Source organism: Streptomyces sp. NPDC057543, assembly GCF_042801895.1.
Lineage (GTDB): Bacteria > Actinomycetota > Actinomycetes > Streptomycetales > Streptomycetaceae > Streptomyces.
In genome coordinates this window covers 1-22317 of the sequence record NZ_JBHVFF010000128.1, presented here as the reverse complement: position 1 = coordinate 22317, position 22317 = coordinate 1, and the positions used below count along the sequence as shown (strand labels likewise).

Below are 22317 nucleotides of genomic sequence, written 5' to 3'. Positions count from 1 at the left end.
CAACTATTCCGGAACGTTGGTGCTGTTCGGAGGATTGAATACGCAGAACTCGTTGCCCTCCGGGTCGGCAACGACGATCCAGCGAAAGCCGTGTTCACTGAGTTCTTCGGAGAGCTGCGCAGCGCCGAGTCGTTCGAGGCGACTGACCTCGGACGCTAAGTCCGCTGTGCCAAAGTCGAGGTCAAGGTGCATGCGGTTCTTGCCCTGTTTGAGTTCTGGCACGTGCTGTAGGAGAAGGGTTGGTGCAGGAGCGGGCGCGACCAGGCTCAGGTAGGGCGGTCCGTGGAAGCCGCGGCGGTAGTCCAGTGGGGCGAGCGCGGCGAGCCAGAAGGCCGCTTGCGCTTCGGTGTCGACACAGTCCAGCGTCACAACAATCTGCATGGCGGAACGGTAGGCGGCCTGGTCCGCCCTGACGATCAATTTTCGGGTATCGCCGAGATACGGGTCAAAGGGGCAATGAGTTGATCTTGAATCCCTGAGAGCGCAGCTCAGCCTGGAACAGATGCGGCCTACGGCAGTAGGGGAGGTCACCAGCGCGGAATTACCCAAGCCGGCATGGAGGCCGCGTCCTGTTAACCTTCCCGGATGTTCATCGTGATGTTCATCTGACGGTCCTGGGTCTCTCCCGTCCAGGTTCTGATCCGTTGAGGGTGCGCTCTGTCCTGCCCTCCGGACCTCGATAGCCGTCAGATTCTTGGCGGCCTCGCGTTCAGCGTCGGTCGCACATCATCGGAGCTTCTTCGTGCTCGCAGTACTTCTCCTTCCTGGCGCTCTTCGCGCCTTCCTCCCCGCCCTGATCGGCCGGTCCGCCCTCGCGATGGGCGGTCTTGCCCTCCTCCTCGCCGTCCAGGACAGCACGGGTTCGTACACGCAGGCCGGTTTCGCAACAGCGGTGTTCGGCATCGCCAACGTCCTCGCCGCCCCCTGGCGTGCCCGGGCCGTCGATCGATTCGGTCAACGGATCGCGCTCACCACGATGGCCTCGGGCCAGGCCTCCGGGTTCATCGCTCTCGCGCTCATCACGGAAGCCGAGAGTGTCGCGGATATCTGGTTCCTCGTTCTCAGTGCGGTGGTCGGCCTGACAGCGCCACCCCTGGGGGCGGCGATGCGAATGGTCTGGGCATCGCTCACAACAGCCGGTGACCAGCGAACAAAGGCATTCAGTATCGACGCGGTTTGCGAAGAGCTCCTCTTCGTCGGTGGTCCTGTCATCATCACCGCGGTCATCGTGGCCAGTTCTCCCAGCATCGGGCTCTGGGTGACCGCGGCAGCGGTTTCCCTCGGCACTGCAGCGATGACGTCCAGTGCCTCATCGGGGGCGCTGCGCGGGACAGGAGGGAGCGGCGCGCAAGGTGACCGCCCACTGCGACAGCCAGGTTTCGCAAGGGTATTGGTCGTCCTGCTGGGCGTCGGTGGTGTACTGGGCGTCGCGGAGATCGCAGCGCCAGCCACCGCTGCTCAACGTGATGCTGTCGCAGCTTCGGGCTGGCTCCTGGCAGCCTTTGCCGGCGGAAGTGCTCTCGGAGGTTTCCTCTATGGGCAACTGAACCTCAAGTCGGGGATCGGCAAAAGGCTGTTCGCCCTGTGCGCCAGCATGGGGCTTGCCGCGGTGTTCGTATCCCAGCTGGACACACTCGGTCTCTTCGCCGCAGGCCTCGCCCTCATCGGCCTCTTCCTCGCCCCGTCCCTCATCACCGGATACCTCATCGCCGACACCATCGTTCCGGACACCAGCCGGACGGAAGCGTCGACATGGATCAACACCTCCGTAAACCTCGGCGCATCGCTGGCATCCGCCGCGGCAGGACTCGTCATCGACAGGTCCGGCGCCTGGCTCGCCCTCTTGCTCGTGGGCGCGATCGCTCTCGCACTCGCCTCCGCTGTGCCATTCACACAGCTGCGCAAGATCGAGTCGCCTGCGGACCACGCTCCCGACCGTTGCGAGCAAGGCTGATCAGCAGCCCCCGACCTCCCGAGCGGTCAGGGCGTTGGTGCTGGCGTGCGGTGCTCCGTAGAAGCCCGGACAGGATGGTCGACCATGGGGCCAGCGGATCGGCGGCCCCAACCACGGTGGGGACTGGCTTGACAGCGAGGGGCCCAGGCGGCGCGCCGCCGGGTCCCCTCACATATCCACCCTTCGACGACGGTCTGTTCGTCGAAGGCTCGAAAGGGCAGCGACCTCTGACAGGCCGTCGGCGTCGCTGGTCATCTCACGGCGGCCCAGGAGCGGAACGAACTCCAGATCGAGAGTGCCCAGGCCGCCACGCAACCACCGTTGAAAGGGTGTCACGCTTCGCACTCGCAGAAATGAGTAGTTCTGAGAGACCGGAGCCCCTCACCGGACCGCGTCCGGTTTGCCCCTGATTTCCGTTCTCACAAATTCTCGCAAAACAAATTTCACACAATGCCCTCGCGATAGGTTCTGCGACATGCCCCAGCCCGCCGAACCGGCCGCCGCCGTCGAACAGTTCGACTGTCCGACCTGCGAAGCGCCCGCCGGAAGCACCTGCCGCACCCGTGGCGGCAAGGTCGCCCCGAAATACCACACCCCGCGCTTCATGCTCGTCCCCCAGCTCCGCGCCGAGCTGGAGGTGAAGACCCCCGCCGACCGCGGCCCCGGCCGCGCCTGGGAGATGGGCCCGGCCATCGACGCCGCGGTGCCGGAGGCCACGACGAAGCCCACGAGAGTGGGATACGCCCGTTGCAGTACCGCCCAGCAAGAGCTCCAGAGCCAGCTCGACGCCCTGAAAGAGGCAGGCTGTGACCCGGTTTTCTCGGAGAAGATCAGCACCCGGGTCAAGGTGCGGCCGGAGTTCGTCAAGGCGATGGACTTCGCCCGCACCATCAAGAAGGCCGTCCCGCACCAGCGGGTGATCTTCACCGTGCACGAGATGAAGCGCCTGGGCCGCGGCGCCGCCGAGCTCCTGGCCATCGCCGAGAATCTGCGCCACCACGACATCCAGCTCGAACTCCTCACCGGCCCCCTCCAGGGTGTCTACGACCCCTCCGGGCACGGTGCCGCCCTCTTCGCGTTCTTCGCCGGCATGGCCGAGTCCGAGCGCGAGTACATCCGGGAGAAGTCTCTGGAAGGCCAAGCGTCCGCTCGCGAGCGCGGCCGCCACGGCGGGCGCCCCAAGGTCGTCGACGACGGCATGGCCGACTACGCCCGCAGCCTGGGGGCCAACGGCGTGCCCGTACCCCAGATCGCTCAGAAGCTGGTCATCACCTCGGGCAAGAACAGGAACCCCTCGGTCGCCACCGTCTACCGCATCCTCGCCGAGGATGAGCCGGGAAGCTGAACAGGCACCGATGGGGTCGAGATCAGCTCATTGCCCCTTTGACCCATATCTCGGCGATACCCGATTTTCCGGCAGCACCCGAGGTGGCGCTGACGCTGTCCAGGCCCAAGCATCTACGAGTCCCATTGTCCCGTCCGGTTCTAGGTTGTCGATGCGGCGTGTCGTTGACCTGTGAATACGCAAGATGCAGCGAACGGCGTGACCTCGGAGGTCTGGGAAGACGTTGTCGCTCAGGGGGGAGGGTGACTGTCCGGCTCTATGTTGCCGATTGGCTGCGAATTGCTCCTGCGGAGGTAGGAGCGAAGGCCAGCAGATCGAATCCGGGCATGTAGTTGTTCAGCTCCCACATCGGGAGGCAGAGGTGCTCGGCGACATCGTGCGGGGTGAGCCCTTGTGCCTGAAGGGCCTTGAACACATTCGGCAGTAGAGCGCTTGTCTCCGACGTGGTGTGATCTTGACGTCTGAGCGAAGTCTGTTTGACCTGGGCGAGAGCTCGGCGGAAGTTCCACTCTTGTGTCAGGCCCAGCCCATGCAGGCGATGGGCCAGCGCTGTGGCGGGGACACCCCAGAGGCCTTTGGCCGTTGCGATTCTCTCGGGGGTTGCGTTGCGGAGCATGTGGGCCAAGAGCCCCGTGCGGGGCATCAGAAAGGCAGCGGCGAACCTATCGGTCTCTGTCTCAAAGGCGCGCCAGTCGATCTGACCGGTTGAGGGGCGGAGAACAAGGTGTCCAAGCGCGCGTGCGGCATTGAGCCGGTTGTCTGCGTCGGGCTGCTGCGATGTGAGGAAGATGAATGGTGTGCCGCTGTGGACAGCTGAGAATGAGCCGACGTCCGTGAATTCCAGAGGCAGTGAGAAGACGCGGATCCCGTTGGCTTCGAGGAGCGGGACCAGGCCCTGGATGGGGGCGTCCGCGAGGTACCAATGCGTGCGAACAGCCTCTGCGGCCTCCTCAGGGCTGCCCCCTTGAAGGCGGGGGACATTCGGCTGGGGGAGATGGAATCGGCTTTCAAGCCAGGGGTTGAGCGACGCGGCCAGCGTTGCGGAACTGAGTGCGCCGTCGCGCTGGCGGGATGCGAGCTTGGACGGCCTGCGCAGGTTCGCCCAGTCCTGCTGAATGGGGGCGGGCGCTGGGGCAGAGAAGAACGATACGGGGAAGCCGAGCGCAGCGGATAGAGAGGAGATCGAGCCCCGGGAGGGTTGCTGACGCTCGTTCTCGTAGGCGTTGAGCGAGGTGCTCGTGATCTTGCTGAGGCTGGCTAGCTGGTTGAGCGTCAGTGCGCGTCGCTGGCGCGCGAGGAGGAGCCGGCCGGGCATGAAGACGGGCATCAAAATGGGGCCGACATCGGGTTGGGAAAGCTCCGACGATGTACTTCTTGCTGCATCCAGCGCACGAGTGGGTGGCGGCGGTCGCTGTCGTCGTGGACGTAACCGGGAGCGGCCCGGATCCGGATTTCGGTGACGAAGCGCTGCATGTCCGCTTCCTCGCCGGTGAAGGGCAGTCCCCGCAGTTGGGGTGAGGCAAGCAGCTCGGCCAAGGCGACGGTCTCGGGATAGGTGCAGGCCACGATCCTCGGGTCGTTCTCGTAACCGTTCCATTGCGGACCGCAGCACACAGTCAGACGGTGTCGCCAAGGATGTTCGTCGGCGTAGTTCTCCCACCAGCGCCAGCCGAACTCGCTTGCTTCTCTTATGGCGAGGACGACGGCTTTCCATCCGTGGCGGAGAACGAGACGGTGGTAGCGGCGCTGGGCCTGCAACACATCGGGTAGAGAGCCGATATCGAACTGATTCGAGCGGTCGGCGGTCCAGCGCCCGTGCTTGAGGCAGAGTTTGGTACCGACCGGGACCCAGTGCCGAACTGGCATGACGACCCCCTTGGCCTTCGTGCACCAAGTGCACGCCTCTTGAGGGGTCCAGCCTGCTTGGACCAGCGTCAGGCTGGCGGGTTTGAAAGCATCCTCGGATGGCTGAAGGTCTGGCAAGGCCCGCAGTAGCCGCTCACGCGGCTGGCCTGACAGTGCGCTGATGCAGTCCAGCAGTGACAGATTTCCCGATGGGATCCAGTCGGCATTGTCGAGCTGTTCGTGGAGTAAGAGGTGTGAGATGTGGTTCGCGGTGGCCAAGCGACTTAGATAGGAGTCCCAGCACTCCCGGTGAAGGGGAGCCAGCGTGCGGGGCAGGGGCCGCAGGTGCCTCGTGGGCAGAGCAGAAATCACGCTGCGTCTCCGAGCCCGTGTTCTGTATCCCGTTTGGGCTGAGGACTGTCGGACTGCATGTTGTGGTCAACGGCGATGGTTTCGAGAAGGCGACGCGTGAGACGTTCGTCGCCGTTGGCGATCGCCGTGATCGCGGCGGCGCGGACCAGGTGGGAGAGGCTGCTGATGCTGCCTCCGGTGCGTGAGTGGAGGTACTTCGCCAGTTTGGCCAGCGTGCCGGGCTCGTGCAGGTGTAGGCGGAGGGCGTCCTCCATCGTGGCGATCATTGAACGCCACTCCGTGCTGTAGGGGAAATTCGCGGTGTACTGCATTACGCACCGGGCGGCGATCTGCTTGCCACGCACGCCGGTGAACAGTCCTTCCCGTTCGACGTTGATGCCGGCGTAGACGAACGTGGCGGGAATGTGCTCGGCAAAGTGCTTGAGGTGGTCGGACAGATCCTTCCCGCTGCTGGTGGCCAGATTGATGTTGTGGATCTCGTCGACCACCACCAGGTCGCACCGCGCCTCGGTCAGGATCTCGCAGACGGCGTCGGCGATGTCCATCTCGTTGTGTCGGCTCTTGAGTGGCAGTCCGAGGAAGTGCGCGAAGCGGACAGCGAGTTTGCGCGGAGAGCCGTTGGGCGGAGCAGAGATATACACGACAGGAATGCGGTCGTGGTCGGGGAAACGCTGACGGACCCGGAGTTCATGAGCCCTCCCCAATTGCTTGAGGGCAGTGGATTTCCCGGTGGCCCAAGGGCCGGAGACGATCAAGCCGCGGCGGGCACTGATCTCGCGCCGGTTGACCAAGGTCAGCAACCTGCCCTGATGCAGCACCTCGCGGACTGTCGGGGTCTCCACGATGATCAGCTCAGACGTGTAGTTGACACGGAACTCGTCGTACTCGTCCCGCTCCAGCTCGGACAAATCCCGCCAGTCGCTCTCTGGCAGCAAGGTGCAGGAGAGCGGGTCGTCGTTCACGAAACGTCGCCAGCTCTCCAGAGTGGTTGTCGGCATCCGCCGGTCGTCCGGCATACCGAAGTCTTTGGTGCTTACCACCAATTTTTGGCCTCCTGTCGGGCATCGAACACTCGCAATGGCACAACCTCAGCGATGGCTCCGTCGTTGTCTTCTTCCGTTTCCGGCTCTGCCTGTACGGGCGTCGACGAAGGCGTCTCGGGACGGGGCCAGGCCGACTGGCTAGTGGCGCGGGTGCGGGCGGCTGCCCGCTCGGAGCGTCGGCTGCGGGGCCGATTGCGAACTGGCGGGGCCTCGTTCTCCTCGACGGGGCCGGTGCCCGCCCGTTCCAGCAGATCCCCCACCGCCTCGGAGATCGCCTCCTCGGTCACTGTGGCGCTCTGCTTTTCGCGCAGGTCTCTGGAGGAGTGGTCCCAGGCCATTTCCCCGAACGGGACCGGCTGGGAAGACAACAGCCGCCAGGGGACCGTGATCCACGTGTCCTCGCGGTGATCGTGAAGCCAGACCACACGGATGTCGTAAGGGTCGTGACGTACTTCCCACCGGTCCTTGTGATCGGTCAGCCCGGACCGCTCCCGCCGCAGCGTGTTGAGCTCGTCGCAGTCGTAGAGCCGGTGCTTGATCTTGATTCCGTAGGAGTTGACCGCCTGCCAGCGTGTCGGCAGCAACTTCAGGTAGTCCTCGGCCGACAGCGCCAGCGGCAGGTAGCCGGCCGTCTCCACGAGCGCGGCGTACTTCTCGTTCGGCGAGAACGTCCGTCCCGGGGCCAGCGGGTCTCGCAAGCCGTCATGCGGCCGGTTCTGCCACTTGGCGGTGATCCACTCCTCCAGCAGTTCCTGTAACTGCGGCAGTGACCACAGCGGCTCGTCTTCGACCCGGCGCCCGCGGTACTCGGCCGAACGACCGGTGTGCCCCGAGACGAATTGCGCGAACATAGTGGATACCGACCCCAGCGTGCGTTCGATGTGCGGCTTGTGCGTCGGCGTCCTGGGCGGCGCATGGATCACCTCGGTGCCGAATGCGTCGCAGGCCATGTGGAAGTTCTTCGACAAGAACGCCTTGCCACCGTCCACCACGATTGCCTCGGGAATGATCAGCGGGACTGCCGCCGCGTGCCGCAGCCGCTCGTCCAGTGCGAGCAACCGCTGGTAGGGCAGCACCGACCGCTCCATGCGCAGCGCTTCCGTCCAGCCCGGACGCATCGGCGCCGGCGTCACCGAGCGAGCCAGCAGCAAGGCAGCGTCCACCGACTTCGTCGTCGGCCGCAGCACTGCCGCGGTGACCGTGCGCGTGGCGACATCGACCAGCCCGGTCAACTCAACCCTGCCGACCACGCCCCGGTCCAGGCGTACCAACGCGTCGAACGGGGTGGAGTCGATCTCCATCAACTCGCCCGGCCGGCAGACCGTCACCTGATCGAAGACGCCCTCGGGCTGGTTCGCCAGGGACCGGCGCGTCCGCGCCGACCCGGTGGTGTGACGGCCACGTTCCAGCCGCTGGAACAGCCGGTAAAACGCCGACCGCTTCGGCACCGCCTCCTGGCCGTACTTGTCCTTGACCGTCTTGCTGACACGCTCGAAGTAGTAGCTGACCGTCCGGGTGGAACCGCCCGTGGCCTGGCTCATCAACTGCTGCAACTCGTCCACGACTTCCGGCCTGAGCTTTCCGTGCACCGGCCGACGCGGCGCGTGCCGCCCGTCGACCATGCCCGCGATGCCCCGTTCCTGATGGCGGCGTCGCCGCCAGCGCATCGTGTGCGCACTGACCGGCCGACCCAACTCCACCGACAACTCGGCGGCCTTGGACGCCTCGCGCTCGGCCAACGTCCGCGTGGCCGGGTCGTACTCAGGCCGCGGCAAGGCCCCCTGCGGGGCGTCCGGCAGCAGCCCCGTCCGCAGCTCGACCATGTGCCGGTGCCACCACAAGGCTTCCTCGGCCTGGCCGGGAGGGACGTGGTCCAGCAACCCCGCGGGCATCACCCTCCGGCTGCCGGAGCCGAGCACCTCGAAGCCGGGCGACATCATCAGCGTCGGCAGATGCATCGTGCTCGTCCCGCCCGCCTCGTCCGCGAGACGGACCAACATGCCCGACAGCCCGGCCACCGTCTGCACTGTGCCGTCGAACCGCACCCGGTCGCCAGGCCGGACCACCAACGGATTGCGCATCACCACGGCTCCACCCCCGTCCCTGACCGCCGGACCATGCAGTTGGGCCCCATGACCTGCGACTCCACCTCTGTAACCAGCGCCCCTCGCCAGAGCAGGTGGTAAAGCACCGGCAGCACCGCGACCCGGTCCCCGGCCGCCTCCGCCCCGGCGAACAGCGGCCTCGGCTCGCCGAACGCCTCCAGCAGCCGTCCCGCGGTCTCCTGCTGCCAACACCTGGGATGGCCGTAGCCCCGTAGCCAGCGCACGTTCGCCAGCAGAACCGGGCTGATCATCCCCACCCGCCTAAACAACCAGCCAGCCAATTCACAGACCCGCTCGGTCGCTGCGAACGCCTCGGCGTCGTCCAGCTCAATCCGGTCATCCGGACGGACATCGACCACCGTCCCGGTGCCGTCAGCAAGACGGAAGAAGAAGTCCGGGACGTGCCCCAGGCGCCCTCGGCGCGTAGGCCAAAACAGTCGGAACGGCTGCGACACCAGCCCCGTTACCTGCGGATCGAAGTCCATCAGCATCGCGTGATCACGCTCCAGCCGCGACTCACACGCGAGTGCCCTGCGCATGGTCGTCGACCAGTAATCCCGGGTCACCGACCGCTGCCCGCCGTACGCACGCACCTTCCGCACCGGCGGCAGCGTCTCGAACCTTTCCGTCCACACCGCCGACAGCGGCTCACGACGGCGAACGCGGTCCGCACCGACGTACTCGACCTCGAAAACGCCGTGCCCTACATCGGCGAACGCCTCGACAGTCATCCGGCCCCCTCACCACAGCGAACGCACAAGCCCTGATCACGAGAAAGCCACACAGCCCGCCAGCCAGCAACGAATCAGCGTCCAAACCGCCCCTGAGAGCGAAAACGAAGCGGGACAGACAGCAGTGAGCGACAAAACATGGCGGGACACCGAGCCCGGGTGCATGCGGCGGGCGGCAACATGCCCCGGGACGGACGGTGAACTGAACAACCTCACCCGGGACAGCGACAAGAAAGCGAGGGACAGGACAGTGAGACAGGACAGCTGAGTGAGACAGGGCGGCAGTGACCGGCCGAGGTGATTGTCAAGCGACTGGTTCCGATATATCGTTGACGCATCGCGACAGTTCAACAATGGAAGGGGTGCGGCGATGCGTTCACGTGGACACGAGCATGAGCACGGGCATGGACATGGGCACTGCGGGCCCGGCCATCAAGGCCGGGGCGACTTCGAGGGCCGGCGGGCGGCCTTCGGGCAGTTCGGTCCGCCGTTCGGTGGCGGTCCCTTCGGGGGTGGCCCCTTCGGTGGCGGTCGCGGGCGGGGCGGTGGCCGGGGGAGGGCGCGCCGCGGTGACGTGCGTGCATCGATCCTGGCGTTGCTGAAGGACCGGCCGATGCACGGGTACGAGATGATCCAGGAGATCGGCGAGCGCAGTGGCGGGGCCTGGCGGCCCAGTCCGGGCTCGGTCTACCCGACCCTCCAGCTCCTGGAGGACGAGGGTCTGATCGTCAGTGCCAGCGAGGGCGGCAAGAAGCTGTTCACGCTGACCGACACCGGTCGCACCGAGGCGGAGTCGGGACCCGACGCGCCCTGGGAGGAGGCCGGGCGCGGAGTCGACTGGGAGAGCGTCAATGAGATCCGGCAGGCCGGTTTCGGTCTGATGGAGGCGTTCGGTCAGGTCTGGAAGACCGGCTCGGTCGATCAGCGTCAGAAGGCGCTCTCGGTCATCAATGACGCCCGTAAGAAGCTCTATCTGATCCTCGCCGACGAGCACTGAGACCGTGGGGCGAGGTGCAAGGCGGAAGGTGCAAAGTGTCAGGGGCCTCGCGGCCGAGCCGCGGGGCCCCTTCCCCGTCCTGCCGGTAGTTGTCAGGCCGCGACCAGGCCGCCCAGTTTGCGCAGTGATTCGACGAGCGCGGCGGTCGCCGAATCCTTGAGTTTGCCCGCCATCAGGGAGACCGCCGCGCCGGTGAACTCCCCGTCGATTCGTACCGTGGTCGCGTCGCCGTCGGGAGTCAGGGAGTAGCGCATGGCCAGGTTGACGCCCATCGGCCCCTTGCCCTTGGTGGTCAGCAGGCGCGCGGTCTCCAGCTCCGCCACCGTCCAGGTCACCTCCGCCGGGAAGCCCATGAGCTTCATGTTCTCCTCGTAGGTGGCCGCGACTTCGAGTGTTGCCGGGCCACCCTTGGGGAAGCTGGTGTGGGTGGCGTTCCACTGGCCGTACGCGGTGAAGTCCGTCAGCTGCGCCCAGACCTTCTCGGCCGGCGCTTCGATGCGTGCCTCGGCGCTGACTTCGGCCATGCGACCACCCCTTCTCGGCGGGTTACGGTGTCGCGGAACGTAGCCGCAGCGACGTGAACATTCAATACTGATGAACCGTCAGATTTATGTGATCCGGTCCTTGGGTGCCGCCCGCCAGATCAGTGCGGCGTCGAACCGGTCGCAGGCGCGCGGGTGCGGGCCGTCGTCATGGCGGTGGAACGCGGCCCAGAAGAGGTCGGCGCGCAGTGCGTCCGCCGGTGCGTGGACCAGGTGCACGTACTCCCGCCCGTCGAGCGCCGGCAAGGCGACCAACCAGGACACGTCCGCAGACTCCCTTCCGGCTGCCGTGGGGTGATGTGGCCTGTGGGACGTACGGGGGGCTCCCGGTTGCTCCGGGAGCGCGGTGCAAGGCGGCGCGCGCCGTTCTTCCGGATCGGATCCCGAAATGGCGAGATCTCATCCGCAAGGAGGAGGAACCGTTCGAGTGTGCCCAACTTGCGTGGGATGCCTAAATGGGCCCATCCGGCGATGCTTCGGTGCTGCGGGACTGATGGGGTGGGAGATGTGCAAAACCGGACGCCGCGGATCCCTCAGCAGCCCGCACCGAACCGTGCTGAGTTCGACGCCAGACTCACTGTGGAGCTGGCCGCGGTGGTGACGGGTGCCCGCAGGCGCGCACTGCGCGACGGCGACCGGCAGATCGACACGGCGCATCTGCTGCACTCTCTCATCGAATCGGACCCCGAGGTGCGGGCGGCCTTCGAGGGGGGACCCCAACTGGCCAAGGTGCTCGGGTATCTCGTCCAGCGCAGTATCGGCTACGGGCTCCGCTGGCAGGGTGCGGTGGAGGACTCCGGCGCTGTTCCGGTCGTCCGGGGCCCGGATTCCGTTGTGCGGGACGCGGGCGTGGAAGGCTGGTCGCCCTCGGCCGCCACGGCGATGGCGGGAGCCTTGGAGCGGGCGGAACTGCGGGGCGAAGTGAGGGCCGGCGGGCTCGATCTGCTCGCGGCGCTGGCCAGGGACGACGAGTGCCGGGCCGTCGAGGTGTTGGAGCGGGCCGGTGTCGACGCGGTGCAGCTCGCGGCCCGGATCGTGGGGGCGTCAGGCCAGGGGTGGCGAGGCACCGGGGGTTGACGGCCCGAGGTGCGGGCGCCGATTCGGCGTGGCGGTTCGGTCAGGGGCTTGAAGGCCGCGCGGAGCAGGGCGGCGATGCGGTCGGCGGGAGTGTCGCGCGGTGCCTCGAGGCCAGGGAGCTGGTGTCCGATGGTGACGCCGACCACGGTGACGCCGACCAGTGTGGCGCGCGGCTCCGGATCCTCGACCATGGCGGGGGCCGCGGTGGGGCCGGGTGTCTGACGGAGAGCGCACGTCAGGGGTCACCGGGGTGACGCTCCTGACTTCAGCTGTCATGATGTCCCGATGCACGCGTCTCAGGGGAGAAGCGCCAGCCTGGGACTTGCCCTGGTTTCGGCGTTCGCATTCGGTGGTTCAGGGGTGGCGGCCAAGCCGCTCATCGAGGCAGGCCTCGATCCGCTCCAGGTGGTGTGGCTACGGGTGGCGGGCGCCGCCCTCGTGATGCTGCCCGTCGCCTGGCGGCACCGGGACCTCGTGCGCAGCAGGCCGGTCCTGCTGCTCGGGTTCGGGCTGCTCGCCGTCGCGGGTGTGCAGGCCTTCTACTTCGCCGCGATCTCCCGTATTCCCGTCGGTGTCGCGCTCCTCGTGGAGTATCTGGCGCCTGCGCTCGTCCTCGGCTGGGTCCGCTTCGTCCAGCGCCGGCCGGTCACCCGGGGCGCCGCGGTCGGTGTGGTGCTCGCCGTCGGGGGGCTCGCGTGCGTGGTCGAGGTCTGGTCGGGGCTGAGCTTCGACGTGGTCGGGCTGGTGCTCGCGCTCGGTGCCGCCTGCTGTCAGGTCGGTTACTTCGTCCTGTCCGACCAGGGGAGCGCGGATAAGGCGGAAGGTGCGGAACCGCCGCATCCGGTCGGTGTCATCGCGTACGGGCTGCTGATCGGCACGGTCGTTCTCACCGTGGTCGCGCGGCCGTGGAACATGGACTGGTCGGTTCTGGGCGGCAGCGCGGGCATGGACGGCACGGACGTACCGGCATGGCTTCTGCTCCTGTGGATCGTGCTGTTGGCGACGGTGCTCGCCTACGTCACCGGCGTGATCTCGGTACGGCTGCTCTCGCCCGCGGTGGCGGGTGTCGTCGCCTGTCTCGAGGCGGTGATCGCGACCGTGCTCGCCTGGGTGATGCTTGGTGAGCACCTGTCGGCGCCTCAGCTCATCGGTGGTTCCATGGTGCTGATCGGCGCCTTCATCGCCCAGTCGGCGACGCCGCGGACGCCCTCCGGCCCCGTCGCGTCAGGGCCGGGCGGCGGTCGGATAGCCGGAGCGGACGGGGGTCGCGCCGCCGCCGAGGGGGAGTTGTCCACAGGCCGCGCTGCGACGTGATGTGACGCGCATGTATTCGACAGCGCTTTCGCCGCCCGCCGCCTGACACGGGCGGCGGCCACTCCTGACGAAGACCGGGCTCGGGCAGTTCCCGGGCGGTCCGTCGCGGCCCGGGTGCGGAGCCGAGCGATCACCCTCCTGTCTTCATCCGGAGAAGCCACGCGTCGAATCCTGCTTCCGGCCTGCCCATCGGGCGGAGCGTCTTCTGTTTGATCACCGCCGGTGTTGCCCGGGGTACTGCCGGGGCCGCCGCCTCGCTGAACTTCGAGGTCAGCGACCTGGGCCCGCTCGCCCTGTCGTTCTGGCGTGCGCGGGCGGCCTCGTCGGTACCGACCGGGCTTGCTTACGCGCTCTACTTCGTGGGCGCCGCGCTGGTGCGTGCCGCGACGGTGTCCGTGATCACGCTGCTCGAACCGGTCAGTGCGGCGGTTATCGCCGTCTTGGTGCTCCGTGAGCAGCTCACCGCGGCGACCGTCGTCGGGACGCTGCTGCTCCTCGCGGCCGTCACGGGGTCGGCGTTCGCCGAAGCGCGCGGTGCCGCGCACGCCCGCCGCCGGGCGGCCGTACCGACCTGCGGGCGGACGGGCCCGTAGCCGTGGTGTCCGGGCCCGTCCATTCCTGGTACGGCTCAGAGCGCGGTGATGTAGCCGGGCACCCCGATCGCGGGATCGAGGTCGTCCGAGGGGAGCGGCGCCGCGTAGCCGTGGGCGAGCGGGACGACGCCTGCCCAGTGGGGCAGCGTGAGGTCGCGGGGTTCGTCGTTGGGGCCGCCGGTGCGGATCTTGGCGGAGACCTCCTGGAGGTCCAGCCGGATCACCGCCGTCGCCGCGAGTTCCTTCTCGTCGGCGGGCCGAGAGTCCGCGGACCGGCCCGGCACCACGTGGTCGACGATCGCGTCGAGGGCGGTCCGCCGCTCCTGCGGGTCGGTCACCGTGCGTGCGATGCCGTGGACGACCACGGAGCGGTAGTTGATCGAGTGATGGAAGGCGGAGCGGGCCAGCACCAGCCCGTCGACATGCGTCACCGTCAGGCAGACGGGCAGGCCGGGGTCGGTCCGGCCGGTCTCCCGCAGCGGCCGGGAGCCGGTCGAACCGTGTACGTAGAGCCGCTCGCCGACCCGGCCGAAAAGTGTCGGCAGGACGACCGGCGCGCCGTCACGGACGAAGCCGAGGTGGCAGACGTACGCCTCGTCGAGTATCGAGTGGACCAGTTCCCGGTCGTAGGCCGCGCGATCGCGGGAACGGGTCGGGACGGTGCGCTCGGTCGGCCGGTACCCGGCCGCGGTGTCCGGGCCCGTGCTCTGCGGCGATGCGGTGTCCGACATTGCGTACTCCATTGCGCTAGTGCATAATCTTGTTTGTGCTAGGAGAGTATCGGATCGTCGGGCGGCGCGCATCGGAAATTGCCGCCAGTGTGGAGCTCGGAGTCGGCTCGGGTGACCTCGCGCCGGGGCAAGTGCTGCCGCCGATGCGGGAGTTGGCGGAGTTGCTGGGGGTGAATCCCAATACGGTGGCGGCCGCCTACCGCACGCTGCGCGAGCGTGGAGTGATCGAGACGGCCGGGCGCCGGGGCAGCAGGGTGCGGCTGCGCCCCGCGAGTACGGCGCGCGGTTCGCTCCGGGTCGAGGCGCCGCCCGGGGTGCGGGACCTGGGGGAGGGGAACCCCGATCCGGCGCTGCTGCCCGCGCTGGGGGAGGCGTTCGCGGCGGCCACGGGCGAGTACGCGAGACACCCCGGTCTGTACGGACAGCCGCCGGTGGACCCGGAGTTCGCCGCACTCGCGCGCGCCGCACTGGAAGCCGACGGAGTGCCGGGCGGACCCGTGGTAGCGACCTCCGGATCGCTGGACGCGATCGAGCGCGTACTGGTCGCGCATCTGAAACCCGGTGACGCGGTGGCCGTGGAAGACCCGGGGTGGGGCAGCATGCTCGATCTCGTACCGGCGCTGGGACTGCGCCCCGTGCCTGTCGCACTCGACGACGACGGACCGTTGCCCGATGACGTGGAGCGCGTGCTGAACGCCGGTGCCCGCGCGCTCGTCGTCACCGATCGGGCGCAGAATCCGACCGGGGCCGCGATCAGTGACGGGCGCGCCTTCGAGCTACGGGGCGTCCTCGCCGGACACCGCGGAGTGCTCCTGATCGAGGACGACCACGGGCACGGCATCGTCGATCTCCCGCTGTACCCGCTGGCGGGCGCCACGGACCGGTGGGCGTTCGTGCGGTCCGTGGCCAAGGCGTACGGGCCGGATCTGCGCGTTGCCGCACTGACCGGCGACCCGGTCACCGTCGACCGGGTGTCGGGCCGGCAGCGGCTCGGCCCCGGCTGGGTCAGCAGACTGCTGCAACGGGCCGTGGTGCATCTGTGGGCCTCGGGCGCGGTCGACCCGGCCGAGGTGGCACGGGCGTACGCGAAGCGGCGGGACGCACTCGTGCGGGCACTGAAGGAGCGGGGCGTGGAGGCGCACGGACGCAGCGGCATGAATGTGTGGGTACCGGTGAGCGACGAGACCGGGGCCGTGGCACGGCTGCTGCACGCGGGCTGGGCGGTGGCGCCCGGAGCGCGGTTCCGGATGACCGCGCCCCAGGGTGTCCGGCTCACCGTCTCACCGCTCACCGAGGGCGACATCGAGCTCCTGGCCGATGCGGTGGCGGCGGCGGCCGGACCGGCGAAACCGCTGAACTACGGCTGAGTCCCGGTCCCGTTCCTGCCGCCGCGCGCCCTGCTCTGGGTCAGGGCGGCGCCCGCCAGGACCACGAGGGCGCCGACCGGAGTGTTCCAGCTCAGCTGCTCGCCGAGCACGAGGACTCCGGCCGCGGTGGCGATGACCGGGATGAAGTAGGTGACCATCTGCGCGGTCGTGGGTCCGACCTCCTCCACCAGGCCGTACTGGATCAGCACCGCCAGGCCCGTACCGAGCGCGCCCAGGGCGACCACGGCCAGGGTCGGGAGGAGGGGAAATCCGTCGGGGACCGACGTGAACAGCGGGGTCACCAGAGCGATCTGCACCGTACCGAGCAAGAGCTGGCTGCCGGTCAGGGAGAGCGTGGACGAACCGCTGCCCGCCAGCGTTCTGCGGACGTAGATCCAGCCGATCGGATAGCTGAGGGAGGCGAGCAGCGCCATGGTCGTACCGCCGAAGTCCAGCCCGGAGAAGCCCTGCCAGGCGCCCAGCACGGTCAGTACGCCCAGGAAACCGAGCCCGAGCCCGGCGACACGGCGACGGGTCGGCCGGTCCTCCGAGAGCGCGACGAGCGACAGCGCCATGCCCCACAGGGGCGAGGTCGCATTGCAGATTCCGGCCAGGGTCGACGGGATGGTCAGCTCGGCATAGGCGAAGAGCGAGAACGGCAGCGCGTTCAGGAAGAACGCGGCGACGGCCAGATGTCCCCACGTGCGGGCACCGCGCGGCGGCCGCTCCCGTCGTACCGCCATCGCGACGGCCAGCACCGCCGTGCCCGACAGGAGGCGGCCGAGAGTGACCTGGAACGGGGCGTACCCCTCGGTTCCGACCTTGATCAGAAGGAAGCTGAAGCCCCATATGAGGGAGAGCGCTCCGAAGCGGATCCGCCAATCCGGCCCCGGTCGCGCGGCCGGGGCCGAAGAGGGCGTCGCGAGCGGCACCGGGGCAGCGGGTGTCGCGGTGGTGGCGGGGGTGGCCGTCCTGGTCGGCCGGGACGGGGCGGAGGATTTGGCGGGAGGAGGGGTTCTCGGTGTGGCCGGCGCGCTCATGCGGTCAACGATGACGAAAACAATCGCGTAGGACAAGTGAGATTTTGTGTGGAAAACCGCGTAGCATTGCTTACATGTTGAATCTGGAGCGCCTGCGCACCCTGGATGCACTCGCCCGGCACGGTTCGGTCAGCGGTGCCGCCGAGGGGCTGCATGTCACCACGTCGGCGGTCTCCCAGCAGATGTCGAAGCTGGAGCGGGAGGTGGGCCAGCAACTCCTCGCCAAGAACGGCCGCGGAGTCCGGCTCACCGACGCCGGTCAGCTGCTCGCCGACCACGCGGCCCGGATCCTGTCCCAGGTCGAGCTGGCTCAGTCCGACATCGAGGCGCAGCGCGGGGAGGTGGTGGGTGAGATACGGCTCTCCGCCTTTCCGACCGCCGCGCGCGGGCTCTTCCCTGCGGCGCTCCAGGCGCTGCGCGCCGACCATCCCGAACTGCGCGTACAGACACGGGAATTGGAGCCCGAGGATGGAATCCGTGCGGTCATCAGAGGCGATATCGACCTGGCGGTCGTGCTGGACTGGAGCAACAAGCGGCTGCCGGTGCCCGGTGGTCTGGCCAAGGCCGAACTCCTGGACGACGCACCGGACGTCGCCATGCCGGCCGGTCATCCCCTGGCGGACCGGGTGGAGGTGGATCTGGAAGAGTTCGCCGACGACGACTGGGTGTCCTGGCCCGAGGGCGAGTTCTGCTACGACTGGCTGATGTTCACCCTGCGCTCGAAGGGCATCGAGCCGCGCATCGCGCATCTGGCGGGCGAGCATCACACCCAACTCGCCCTGATCGCCGCTGGGATGGGGGTCTGTGTGGCGCCTCGGCTGGGCCGTGGGCCGGTGCCCGACGGGGTGCGGCTCGTGCCCGTACGGCAGAAGATGCGACGGCACGTCCACGCCGTGTGGCGCACCGACGCGGACCGCCGTCCGTCGATCAGGGCGGCCGTGACGGCGCTGCGGGCGGCGGGCCGGGAGATGGATGCGCCGACGGCGTAGGCGGGGCGCAGGTCTTCTCCCGCCGGCGTCGTTTCTGTTCTCCCGTCGAGGCCGCTCACGCTCTCCTGTCGAGGCCGGGGTCAGGTTCTTCCGCCGAGACCGCTCACGTCGAGGACAGCCCTGCGAGCCTCCGGAAGTCCCAGGAGGTGATGGCCTCCGGAGTGAGCCGCAGCCAGGCGTGCCGCCCGTCGTGCGGCATGGTGTCCATCCCGAAGTACTTCGCCGCGAACAGCCGCTCGGGCACGTCGAGTTCGGGGAAGGGTTCGCCGGTGCGGGGTGCCTCGCCGACCGGGACGGCCTCGCCGGAGAGTTCGATGCCGCGCAGGTCCGCGTACTCCACCCCGTCGTCCACGACCACCGCGATCCTCGGGTCGTCGCGCAGCTGGGACCAGCGCAGGCTGCGGGTGATCGAGTACAGCCAGAGTGAGGTGCCGTCCCAGGTGAACCAGAGGGCGCCGATGTGCGGGCGGCCGACGGCGGACACGGTGGCGACCCGGCAGGTCCGCTGCTCGGCGAGATAGGTGTCGCGTTCCGCGTCCGTCATCATGATCCGACGGCCCCGTCGCTGAATGGCGGCCATGGGCGCCCCCCTCCGAATAGCTGACTATGTGTCAGGAATCATGGGGCCTCTTCCCTCGTGATGCAATGGCGGTTAGCCTCGCGCGCCCGATCCGCCACTGAAAGGGGGCAGCCGTGCCGACGAAGGAACAGCTCGCCGGGCAGCTCGATCCGGCCACCACCGTGCTTCTGACGGTCGAATGCCAGCAAGGTGTCGTGGGCCCCGACAGTGCCCTGCCGGAGCTGGCCGAGGAGGCCAGGTCCTCCGGGGCCCTTCACCGAGTCGCCCGGCTGGTGGCGGCCGCCCATCAGGCCGGGATCCAGGTACTGCACGCGGTGGCCGAACGCCGCCCCGACGGGCGGGGAGCCAACAACAACGCCCGCCTGTTCCGGGCCGCCGGCCGGTTGCCCGTACAACAGCACTCGGGCACCACGGCGGTACGGATCGCCGCGCCCATCGAGGTGGCGGACGAGGACCTCGTCGTGCGCCGGCTGCACGGCCTCTCGCCCATCGCCGGTACGGACGTGGACGCGTTGCTCCGTAACCTCGGCTGCCGGACGCTCGTCGTCACCGGTGTCTCGGCCAATGTCGCCGTCCCCAACGCCGTGTTCGACGCGGTGAATCTCGGCTATACGGCGGTGGTGCCGTCCGACGCCATCGCGGGGGTGCCGGCCGACTACACCCCCGCGATGATCCGCAACACGCTCGCCCTCGTCGCCACCATCACGACCACCGATGATGTGCTCGGCTGCTGGCGGAGCGGAGGGCGGACCGGGGCCCGTCCGGCGGATCGCGGCCGGACGGGGCAATACCACTAGGACGTGAGGGTGATCGAATCGCCTTCGACGGTGATGGCCTTGGCGGGCAGCGGCTGGCGCGCCGGCCCCGCCGTCACGCTACCCGTCCGGAGGTCGAATTTGCTGCCGTGGCAGGGGCAGTTGATGGTGCCGTTCGACACGCTCGACACCGCGCATCCCTGATGGGTGCACTTCGACGAGAACGCCTTGAAGTCACCGGCCTCGGGCTGCGTCACCACGACGCCCTGGTCGGCGAAGATCTTTCCGCCGCCCTTCGGGATGTCGGCGGTCTTCGCCAGCGTGTCGCCGCCGATGTCCTTTCCGCCGCCCTTCGGGACGTCGGCGGTCTTCGTCAGCGCGTCGTCGCCGACGTCCTTTCCGCCGGCGGCCGGTCGGACCGCATCCGAATTCCCCGATTCCTTCTCGTTTCCGCACGCAGTGAGTACGGCAGCCACCGAGACGGCCCCGACCGCTGTGACAACGGCCCGACGTCCGGGACGGACCTCGTGGTCCTGCGATGCGCTCATTCCGGCATTCCCTTCTGCGATGTTCGCGACTGTCGATGTCCGCGACTTCTGTGTTTACGGCCTAGGTGTTCACAACGTCTGTGTCCGACCTGGGGTACGCGCAGCGGGACCCCCCGTGTTCAACGCGCCAGGGACTTCTTGAGGGAGTCCCGCTCCAGCAGGCACGGATTGCCCGCCGTCTCCCTGTGGGTGACCAGACGGCCGGCGCAGCACGACGGCCACATTGTCATCGGCAGGACCGTGCACCGGCATGAGCGGGCGCGTCAGCCCGGCCGCCTCGGGAGCAGCGAATTGCGCGCGTAATTCGCCGGAAGTACATCCGAGTGGCCGAGGGGCCGTTCCTCCCAATGGGTGTCGTGCAACCGCCGAGCGGTCGGAGTCGCGCCGGCGACCACGGTGTGGAAGACCTGCGGCCGGCAGGTGGCCTCCGCGCACCGATTTCTCTGAACGGTGCCTGTCATGAAGAATCCATGACAGGCGGAATGCGGATGGACCGGCACCTGGTTTCGGTCCGGCTGAGGCCCCGGTTCCGGTTCTGGCCCGGACCGGCGGGAGACCGGGCGTCGCGCGTGACAGGCCACGTGTGAACGGCCGGGTGTGAACGGCCGCGGTGATTGTCAGAGGTGTCTGCGAGGCTGAGCGACATGACGCTGATCAACTTCAACGACCTTGAGCAGGCCATTCGCGGCGGGTGGGGTGCGGACACCGCGACGTCGGCCCACCGTCCGCACTGGACCCCGGACAACCCGGCACGCGACCAATGCGGTGTCACCGCCCTGGTGGTGCACGACCTGTTGGGTGGTGAGCTGATCCGTGGCGAGGTCCACGTCGACGGCGAGCGCGTCGACTACCACTGGTGGAACCGTCTGGGCATGGGAATCGAAGTCGATCTCACGCGAGAGCAGTTCGGCCCCGATGAGACAGTGGTCGGCGGGGATGTGATCGAACGGCCTGCGGAGATCGTGCGGCTCCGTGCGGAGTACGAGCTTCTTCGCAGCCGTGTGCTGGCCGCGTTGCGTTCGTAGGCGTTACGTCATCGGCCCTGACGGCCCGGGCATCGACCGCATTCCCGAGCGTGAACGGCACGGGCGGGCGCGGGGCTGTTCGCCGTCCGGGCCGCGGCGAACGTCCACTACCCGACCCTGGCGGCCGGTGGCGCTCTGATACTCGTGGGAACCGAGCCGTGGATCGTGGTGTCCGGGCGCCGGATAGCCTGGGAAAATGCTCACCGAAGTCACAGCGACCCGCTACGTCACGCCCCTGCGGGAGGGTGGATCGCTGCCCGGAATCGTCGAAGCCGATGACCTGGGCACGTATGTCATGAAATTCACCGGCGCCGGACAGGGCCGTAAGACGCTGGTCGCGGAGGTCATCTGCGGACAGCTCGGCCGCAGGCTCGGCCTTCGCGTCCCCGACCTCGTGCAGATCCAGCTCGACCCGGTCATCGGGCTCGCCGAGCCCGACCAGGAGGTGCAGGAACTCCTGAAGGCCAGCGGCGGGCTCAATCTCGGGATGGATTTCCTGCCCGGATCGATCGGCTTCGACTCGCTCGCCTATCAGGTGGACTCCCGGGAAGCCGGCCGGGTCGTCTGGTTCGACGCGCTGATCAACAACGTCGACCGGTCCTGGCGCAATCCGAACATGCTGATCTGGCACGGCGACCTGTGGCTCATCGATCACGGCGCCACCATGATCTGGCACCACAACTGGCCCGGCGCCCAGACGTCCGCGGCCAAGCCGTACAACGCCTCGGACCACGCGCTCGCCCCGTTCGCCCCCGATATCGCGGCGGCGGCCGCCGAACTCGCCCCGCTGGTCACCGAGGAACTGCTCACCGAGGTCGCGGCCGACGTGCCCGACGAATGGCTGGTGGACGAGCCCGGCTTCGACTCCACGGACGAGCTGCGCCGAGCCTATGTGGAGGCGCTGCTGCCGCGCGCCGCGACGATTCATGAGCGGATCACGCTGGAGGGCCCCACCGAGCCCAAGCCGTCCCAGGCCCCCGGGTGGCTCACCGAGCACCTCACCCCGTGGCCCCACCCCACCAAGAAGAAGAACGACAAGGACGGCCAGCGGTGAGCGAGCGCGATGTCTTCGAGTACGCGCTGCTGCGCGTGGTGCCGCGGGTGCAGCGCGGCGAGTTCTTCAACGCGGGCGTGGTCGTCTACTGCCGCGCGCGGGATTTCGTCGCCGCCCGTACCCATCTCGACGAGACCAAGCTGAAGGCCCTGGACCCGGCCGCCGACGTGGTCGGTGTACGGGCCGCTCTGCGCGCCGTCGAAGGTGTCTGCCGCGGTGGCACGGACGCGGGCCAGGCGGCCCGCGACGACGCGGGCCGCCGCTTCCGCTGGCTTATCGCCCCGCGCTCCACCGTCGTCCAGCCGAGCCC

General features: G+C 68.3%; 23 protein-coding genes and 1 pseudogene. 12 read left to right on the top strand and 12 right to left on the bottom strand.

Features of this window, described 5'->3' with window-relative positions:
• Positions 1–3: 3 nt before the first annotated feature.
• Positions 4–381, bottom strand: a complete 378-nt coding sequence (locus ACFU8Q_RS21775) for a VOC family protein (RefSeq protein WP_360550806.1) — start codon at positions 379–381, stop codon at positions 4–6.
• Positions 382–817: 436 nt separating this feature from the next.
• Between ACFU8Q_RS21775 and ACFU8Q_RS21770 the strand changes: the two genes are divergently transcribed.
• Both ACFU8Q_RS21770 and ACFU8Q_RS21765 read left to right on the top strand, forming a co-directional pair.
• Positions 818–1954, top strand: a complete 1137-nt coding sequence (locus ACFU8Q_RS21770; protein WP_384456396.1) for an MFS transporter — start codon at positions 818–820, stop codon at positions 1952–1954.
• Positions 1955–2429: 475 nt separating this feature from the next.
• The gene (locus tag ACFU8Q_RS21765) at positions 2430–3299 is read left to right on the top strand and encodes a recombinase family protein (protein WP_384456393.1); all 870 of its coding nucleotides are present in this window, start codon (positions 2430–2432) and stop codon (positions 3297–3299) included.
• A 256-nt stretch (positions 3300–3555) separates the two neighbouring features.
• Here the strand turns inward: ACFU8Q_RS21765 and ACFU8Q_RS21760 are convergent, their stop codons facing one another.
• From ACFU8Q_RS21760 to ACFU8Q_RS21740, 5 genes are all read right to left on the bottom strand, one after another.
• On the bottom strand, positions 3556–4614 hold the full coding sequence (locus ACFU8Q_RS21760) for an XRE family transcriptional regulator (protein WP_384456390.1): 1059 nt from the start codon (positions 4612–4614) through the stop codon (positions 3556–3558).
• Positions 4615–4625: 11 nt separating this feature from the next.
• The gene (locus ACFU8Q_RS21755; RefSeq protein WP_384456388.1) at positions 4626–5423 is read right to left on the bottom strand and encodes a hypothetical protein; all 798 of its coding nucleotides are present in this window, start codon (positions 5421–5423) and stop codon (positions 4626–4628) included.
• Between the two features lie 89 nt (positions 5424–5512).
• The gene (locus tag ACFU8Q_RS21750; protein WP_384456385.1) at positions 5513–6514 is read right to left on the bottom strand and encodes a TniB family NTP-binding protein; all 1002 of its coding nucleotides are present in this window, start codon (positions 6512–6514) and stop codon (positions 5513–5515) included.
• A gap of 35 nt (positions 6515–6549) precedes the next feature.
• Positions 6550–8604 carry an integrase gene (locus ACFU8Q_RS21745; RefSeq protein WP_384456382.1) on the bottom strand — a complete coding sequence of 685 codons (2055 nt, stop codon included), beginning with the start codon at positions 8602–8604 and terminating at the stop codon, positions 6550–6552.
• 35 nt (positions 8605–8639) lie between these two features.
• Positions 8640–9395, bottom strand: coding sequence for a TnsA-like heteromeric transposase endonuclease subunit (locus tag ACFU8Q_RS21740; protein WP_384456380.1), 756 nt, complete (start codon positions 9393–9395; stop codon positions 8640–8642).
• 370 nt (positions 9396–9765) lie between these two features.
• On the opposite strand from ACFU8Q_RS21740, the gene ACFU8Q_RS21735 reads away from it, so the two are divergent.
• Positions 9766–10392 (top strand): PadR family transcriptional regulator, encoded by a 627-nt coding sequence (locus ACFU8Q_RS21735; protein ID WP_384456377.1) that lies wholly within the window; start codon positions 9766–9768, stop codon positions 10390–10392.
• A 92-nt stretch (positions 10393–10484) separates the two neighbouring features.
• Here the strand turns inward: ACFU8Q_RS21735 and ACFU8Q_RS21730 are convergent, their stop codons facing one another.
• Together ACFU8Q_RS21730 and ACFU8Q_RS21725 are read right to left on the bottom strand one after the other, a co-directional pair.
• Entirely contained in the window at positions 10485–10916 is a 432-nt protein-coding gene (locus ACFU8Q_RS21730; RefSeq protein WP_384456374.1) for an SRPBCC family protein, read from the bottom strand.
• 84 nt (positions 10917–11000) lie between these two features.
• The gene (locus ACFU8Q_RS21725) at positions 11001–11198 is read right to left on the bottom strand and encodes a hypothetical protein (protein ID WP_384456372.1); all 198 of its coding nucleotides are present in this window, start codon (positions 11196–11198) and stop codon (positions 11001–11003) included.
• A 243-nt stretch (positions 11199–11441) separates the two neighbouring features.
• On the opposite strand from ACFU8Q_RS21725, the gene ACFU8Q_RS21720 reads away from it, so the two are divergent.
• From ACFU8Q_RS21720 to ACFU8Q_RS21710, 3 genes and pseudogenes are all read left to right on the top strand, one after another.
• The gene (locus ACFU8Q_RS21720; protein WP_384456399.1) at positions 11442–12011 is read left to right on the top strand and encodes a Clp protease N-terminal domain-containing protein; all 570 of its coding nucleotides are present in this window, start codon (positions 11442–11444) and stop codon (positions 12009–12011) included.
• Positions 12012–12296: 285 nt separating this feature from the next.
• Positions 12297–13325: a DMT family transporter gene (locus tag ACFU8Q_RS21715; protein WP_384456369.1), complete on the top strand. Its 1029-nt coding sequence runs from the start codon at positions 12297–12299 to the stop codon at positions 13323–13325.
• 323 nt (positions 13326–13648) lie between these two features.
• Positions 13649–13918, top strand: a pseudogene (locus ACFU8Q_RS21710) (EamA family transporter); the annotation flags it as partial.
• Positions 13919–13953: 35 nt separating this feature from the next.
• On the opposite strand, the gene ACFU8Q_RS21705 reads toward ACFU8Q_RS21710, so the two are convergent.
• Positions 13954–14649 carry a pyridoxamine 5'-phosphate oxidase family protein gene (locus tag ACFU8Q_RS21705; RefSeq protein WP_384456365.1) on the bottom strand — a complete coding sequence of 232 codons (696 nt, stop codon included), beginning with the start codon at positions 14647–14649 and terminating at the stop codon, positions 13954–13956.
• Between the two features lie 35 nt (positions 14650–14684).
• On the opposite strand from ACFU8Q_RS21705, the gene ACFU8Q_RS21700 reads away from it, so the two are divergent.
• On the top strand, positions 14685–16016 hold the full coding sequence (locus tag ACFU8Q_RS21700) for an aminotransferase class I/II-fold pyridoxal phosphate-dependent enzyme (RefSeq protein WP_384456362.1): 1332 nt from the start codon (positions 14685–14687) through the stop codon (positions 16014–16016).
• On the opposite strand, the gene ACFU8Q_RS21695 is transcribed toward ACFU8Q_RS21700, so the two are convergent.
• Positions 16007–17056, bottom strand: a complete 1050-nt coding sequence (locus ACFU8Q_RS21695; RefSeq protein ID WP_384456360.1) for a DMT family transporter — start codon at positions 17054–17056, stop codon at positions 16007–16009. The two genes, ACFU8Q_RS21700 and ACFU8Q_RS21695, sit on opposite strands and share 10 nt — an antisense overlap.
• 74 nt (positions 17057–17130) lie before the next feature.
• On the opposite strand from ACFU8Q_RS21695, the gene ACFU8Q_RS21690 reads away from it, so the two are divergent.
• The gene (locus ACFU8Q_RS21690; RefSeq protein WP_384456357.1) at positions 17131–18045 is read left to right on the top strand and encodes a LysR family transcriptional regulator; all 915 of its coding nucleotides are present in this window, start codon (positions 17131–17133) and stop codon (positions 18043–18045) included.
• 103 nt (positions 18046–18148) lie between these two features.
• On the opposite strand, the gene ACFU8Q_RS21685 is transcribed toward ACFU8Q_RS21690, so the two are convergent.
• On the bottom strand, positions 18149–18625 hold the full coding sequence (locus tag ACFU8Q_RS21685; RefSeq protein ID WP_384456354.1) for a pyridoxamine 5'-phosphate oxidase family protein: 477 nt from the start codon (positions 18623–18625) through the stop codon (positions 18149–18151).
• A 113-nt stretch (positions 18626–18738) separates the two neighbouring features.
• Between ACFU8Q_RS21685 and ACFU8Q_RS21680 the strand changes: the two genes are divergently transcribed.
• Positions 18739–19422, top strand: coding sequence for a cysteine hydrolase (locus ACFU8Q_RS21680; protein WP_384456351.1), 684 nt, complete (start codon positions 18739–18741; stop codon positions 19420–19422).
• Here ACFU8Q_RS21680 and ACFU8Q_RS21675 read toward each other — a convergent pair.
• On the bottom strand, positions 19419–19928 hold the full coding sequence (locus ACFU8Q_RS21675; RefSeq protein ID WP_384456349.1) for a Rieske (2Fe-2S) protein: 510 nt from the start codon (positions 19926–19928) through the stop codon (positions 19419–19421). The two genes, ACFU8Q_RS21680 and ACFU8Q_RS21675, sit on opposite strands and share 4 nt — an antisense overlap.
• 644 nt (positions 19929–20572) lie before the next feature.
• Here ACFU8Q_RS21675 and ACFU8Q_RS21670 point away from each other — a divergent pair.
• The 3 genes from ACFU8Q_RS21670 to ACFU8Q_RS21660 form a co-directional block, all read left to right on the top strand.
• On the top strand, positions 20573–20953 hold the full coding sequence (locus ACFU8Q_RS21670; protein ID WP_384456346.1) for a hypothetical protein: 381 nt from the start codon (positions 20573–20575) through the stop codon (positions 20951–20953).
• A 196-nt stretch (positions 20954–21149) separates the two neighbouring features.
• On the top strand, positions 21150–22007 hold the full coding sequence (locus ACFU8Q_RS21665) for a HipA family kinase (RefSeq protein WP_383762090.1): 858 nt from the start codon (positions 21150–21152) through the stop codon (positions 22005–22007).
• Positions 22004–22317, top strand: a 314-nt coding sequence (locus tag ACFU8Q_RS21660) for a DUF3037 domain-containing protein (RefSeq protein ID WP_384456342.1), incomplete at its 3' end; no start/stop codon positions are given. The genes ACFU8Q_RS21665 and ACFU8Q_RS21660, both read left to right, overlap by 4 nt.

Coding starts and splice junctions, on each gene's coding strand:
- ACFU8Q_RS21770 (WP_384456396.1), top strand. CDS start 818: ATGGGCGGTCTTGCCCTCCTCCTCGCCGTCCAGGACAGCACGGGTTCG.
- ACFU8Q_RS21705 (WP_384456365.1), bottom strand. CDS start 14,649: ATGTCGGACACCGCATCGCCGCAGAGCACGGGCCCGGACACCGCGGCC.
- ACFU8Q_RS21675 (WP_384456349.1), bottom strand. CDS start 19,928: ATGAGCGCATCGCAGGACCACGAGGTCCGTCCCGGACGTCGGGCCGTT.
- ACFU8Q_RS21750 (WP_384456385.1), bottom strand. CDS start 6,514: ATGCCGACAACCACTCTGGAGAGCTGGCGACGTTTCGTGAACGACGAC.
- ACFU8Q_RS21765 (WP_384456393.1), top strand. CDS start 2,430: ATGCCCCAGCCCGCCGAACCGGCCGCCGCCGTCGAACAGTTCGACTGT.
- ACFU8Q_RS21730 (WP_384456374.1), bottom strand. CDS start 10,916: ATGGCCGAAGTCAGCGCCGAGGCACGCATCGAAGCGCCGGCCGAGAAG.
- ACFU8Q_RS21685 (WP_384456354.1), bottom strand. CDS start 18,625: ATGGCCGCCATTCAGCGACGGGGCCGTCGGATCATGATGACGGACGCG.
- ACFU8Q_RS21665 (WP_383762090.1), top strand. CDS start 21,150: ATGCTCACCGAAGTCACAGCGACCCGCTACGTCACGCCCCTGCGGGAG.
- ACFU8Q_RS21735 (WP_384456377.1), top strand. CDS start 9,766: ATGCGTTCACGTGGACACGAGCATGAGCACGGGCATGGACATGGGCAC.
- ACFU8Q_RS21775 (WP_360550806.1), bottom strand. CDS start 381: ATGCAGATTGTTGTGACGCTGGACTGTGTCGACACCGAAGCGCAAGCG.
- ACFU8Q_RS21715 (WP_384456369.1), top strand. CDS start 12,297: ATGCACGCGTCTCAGGGGAGAAGCGCCAGCCTGGGACTTGCCCTGGTT.
- ACFU8Q_RS21670 (WP_384456346.1), top strand. CDS start 20,573: ATGACGCTGATCAACTTCAACGACCTTGAGCAGGCCATTCGCGGCGGG.
- ACFU8Q_RS21695 (WP_384456360.1), bottom strand. CDS start 17,056: ATGAGCGCGCCGGCCACACCGAGAACCCCTCCTCCCGCCAAATCCTCC.
- ACFU8Q_RS21740 (WP_384456380.1), bottom strand. CDS start 9,395: ATGACTGTCGAGGCGTTCGCCGATGTAGGGCACGGCGTTTTCGAGGTC.
- ACFU8Q_RS21760 (WP_384456390.1), bottom strand. CDS start 4,614: ATGCCCGGCCGGCTCCTCCTCGCGCGCCAGCGACGCGCACTGACGCTC.
- ACFU8Q_RS21690 (WP_384456357.1), top strand. CDS start 17,131: ATGTTGAATCTGGAGCGCCTGCGCACCCTGGATGCACTCGCCCGGCAC.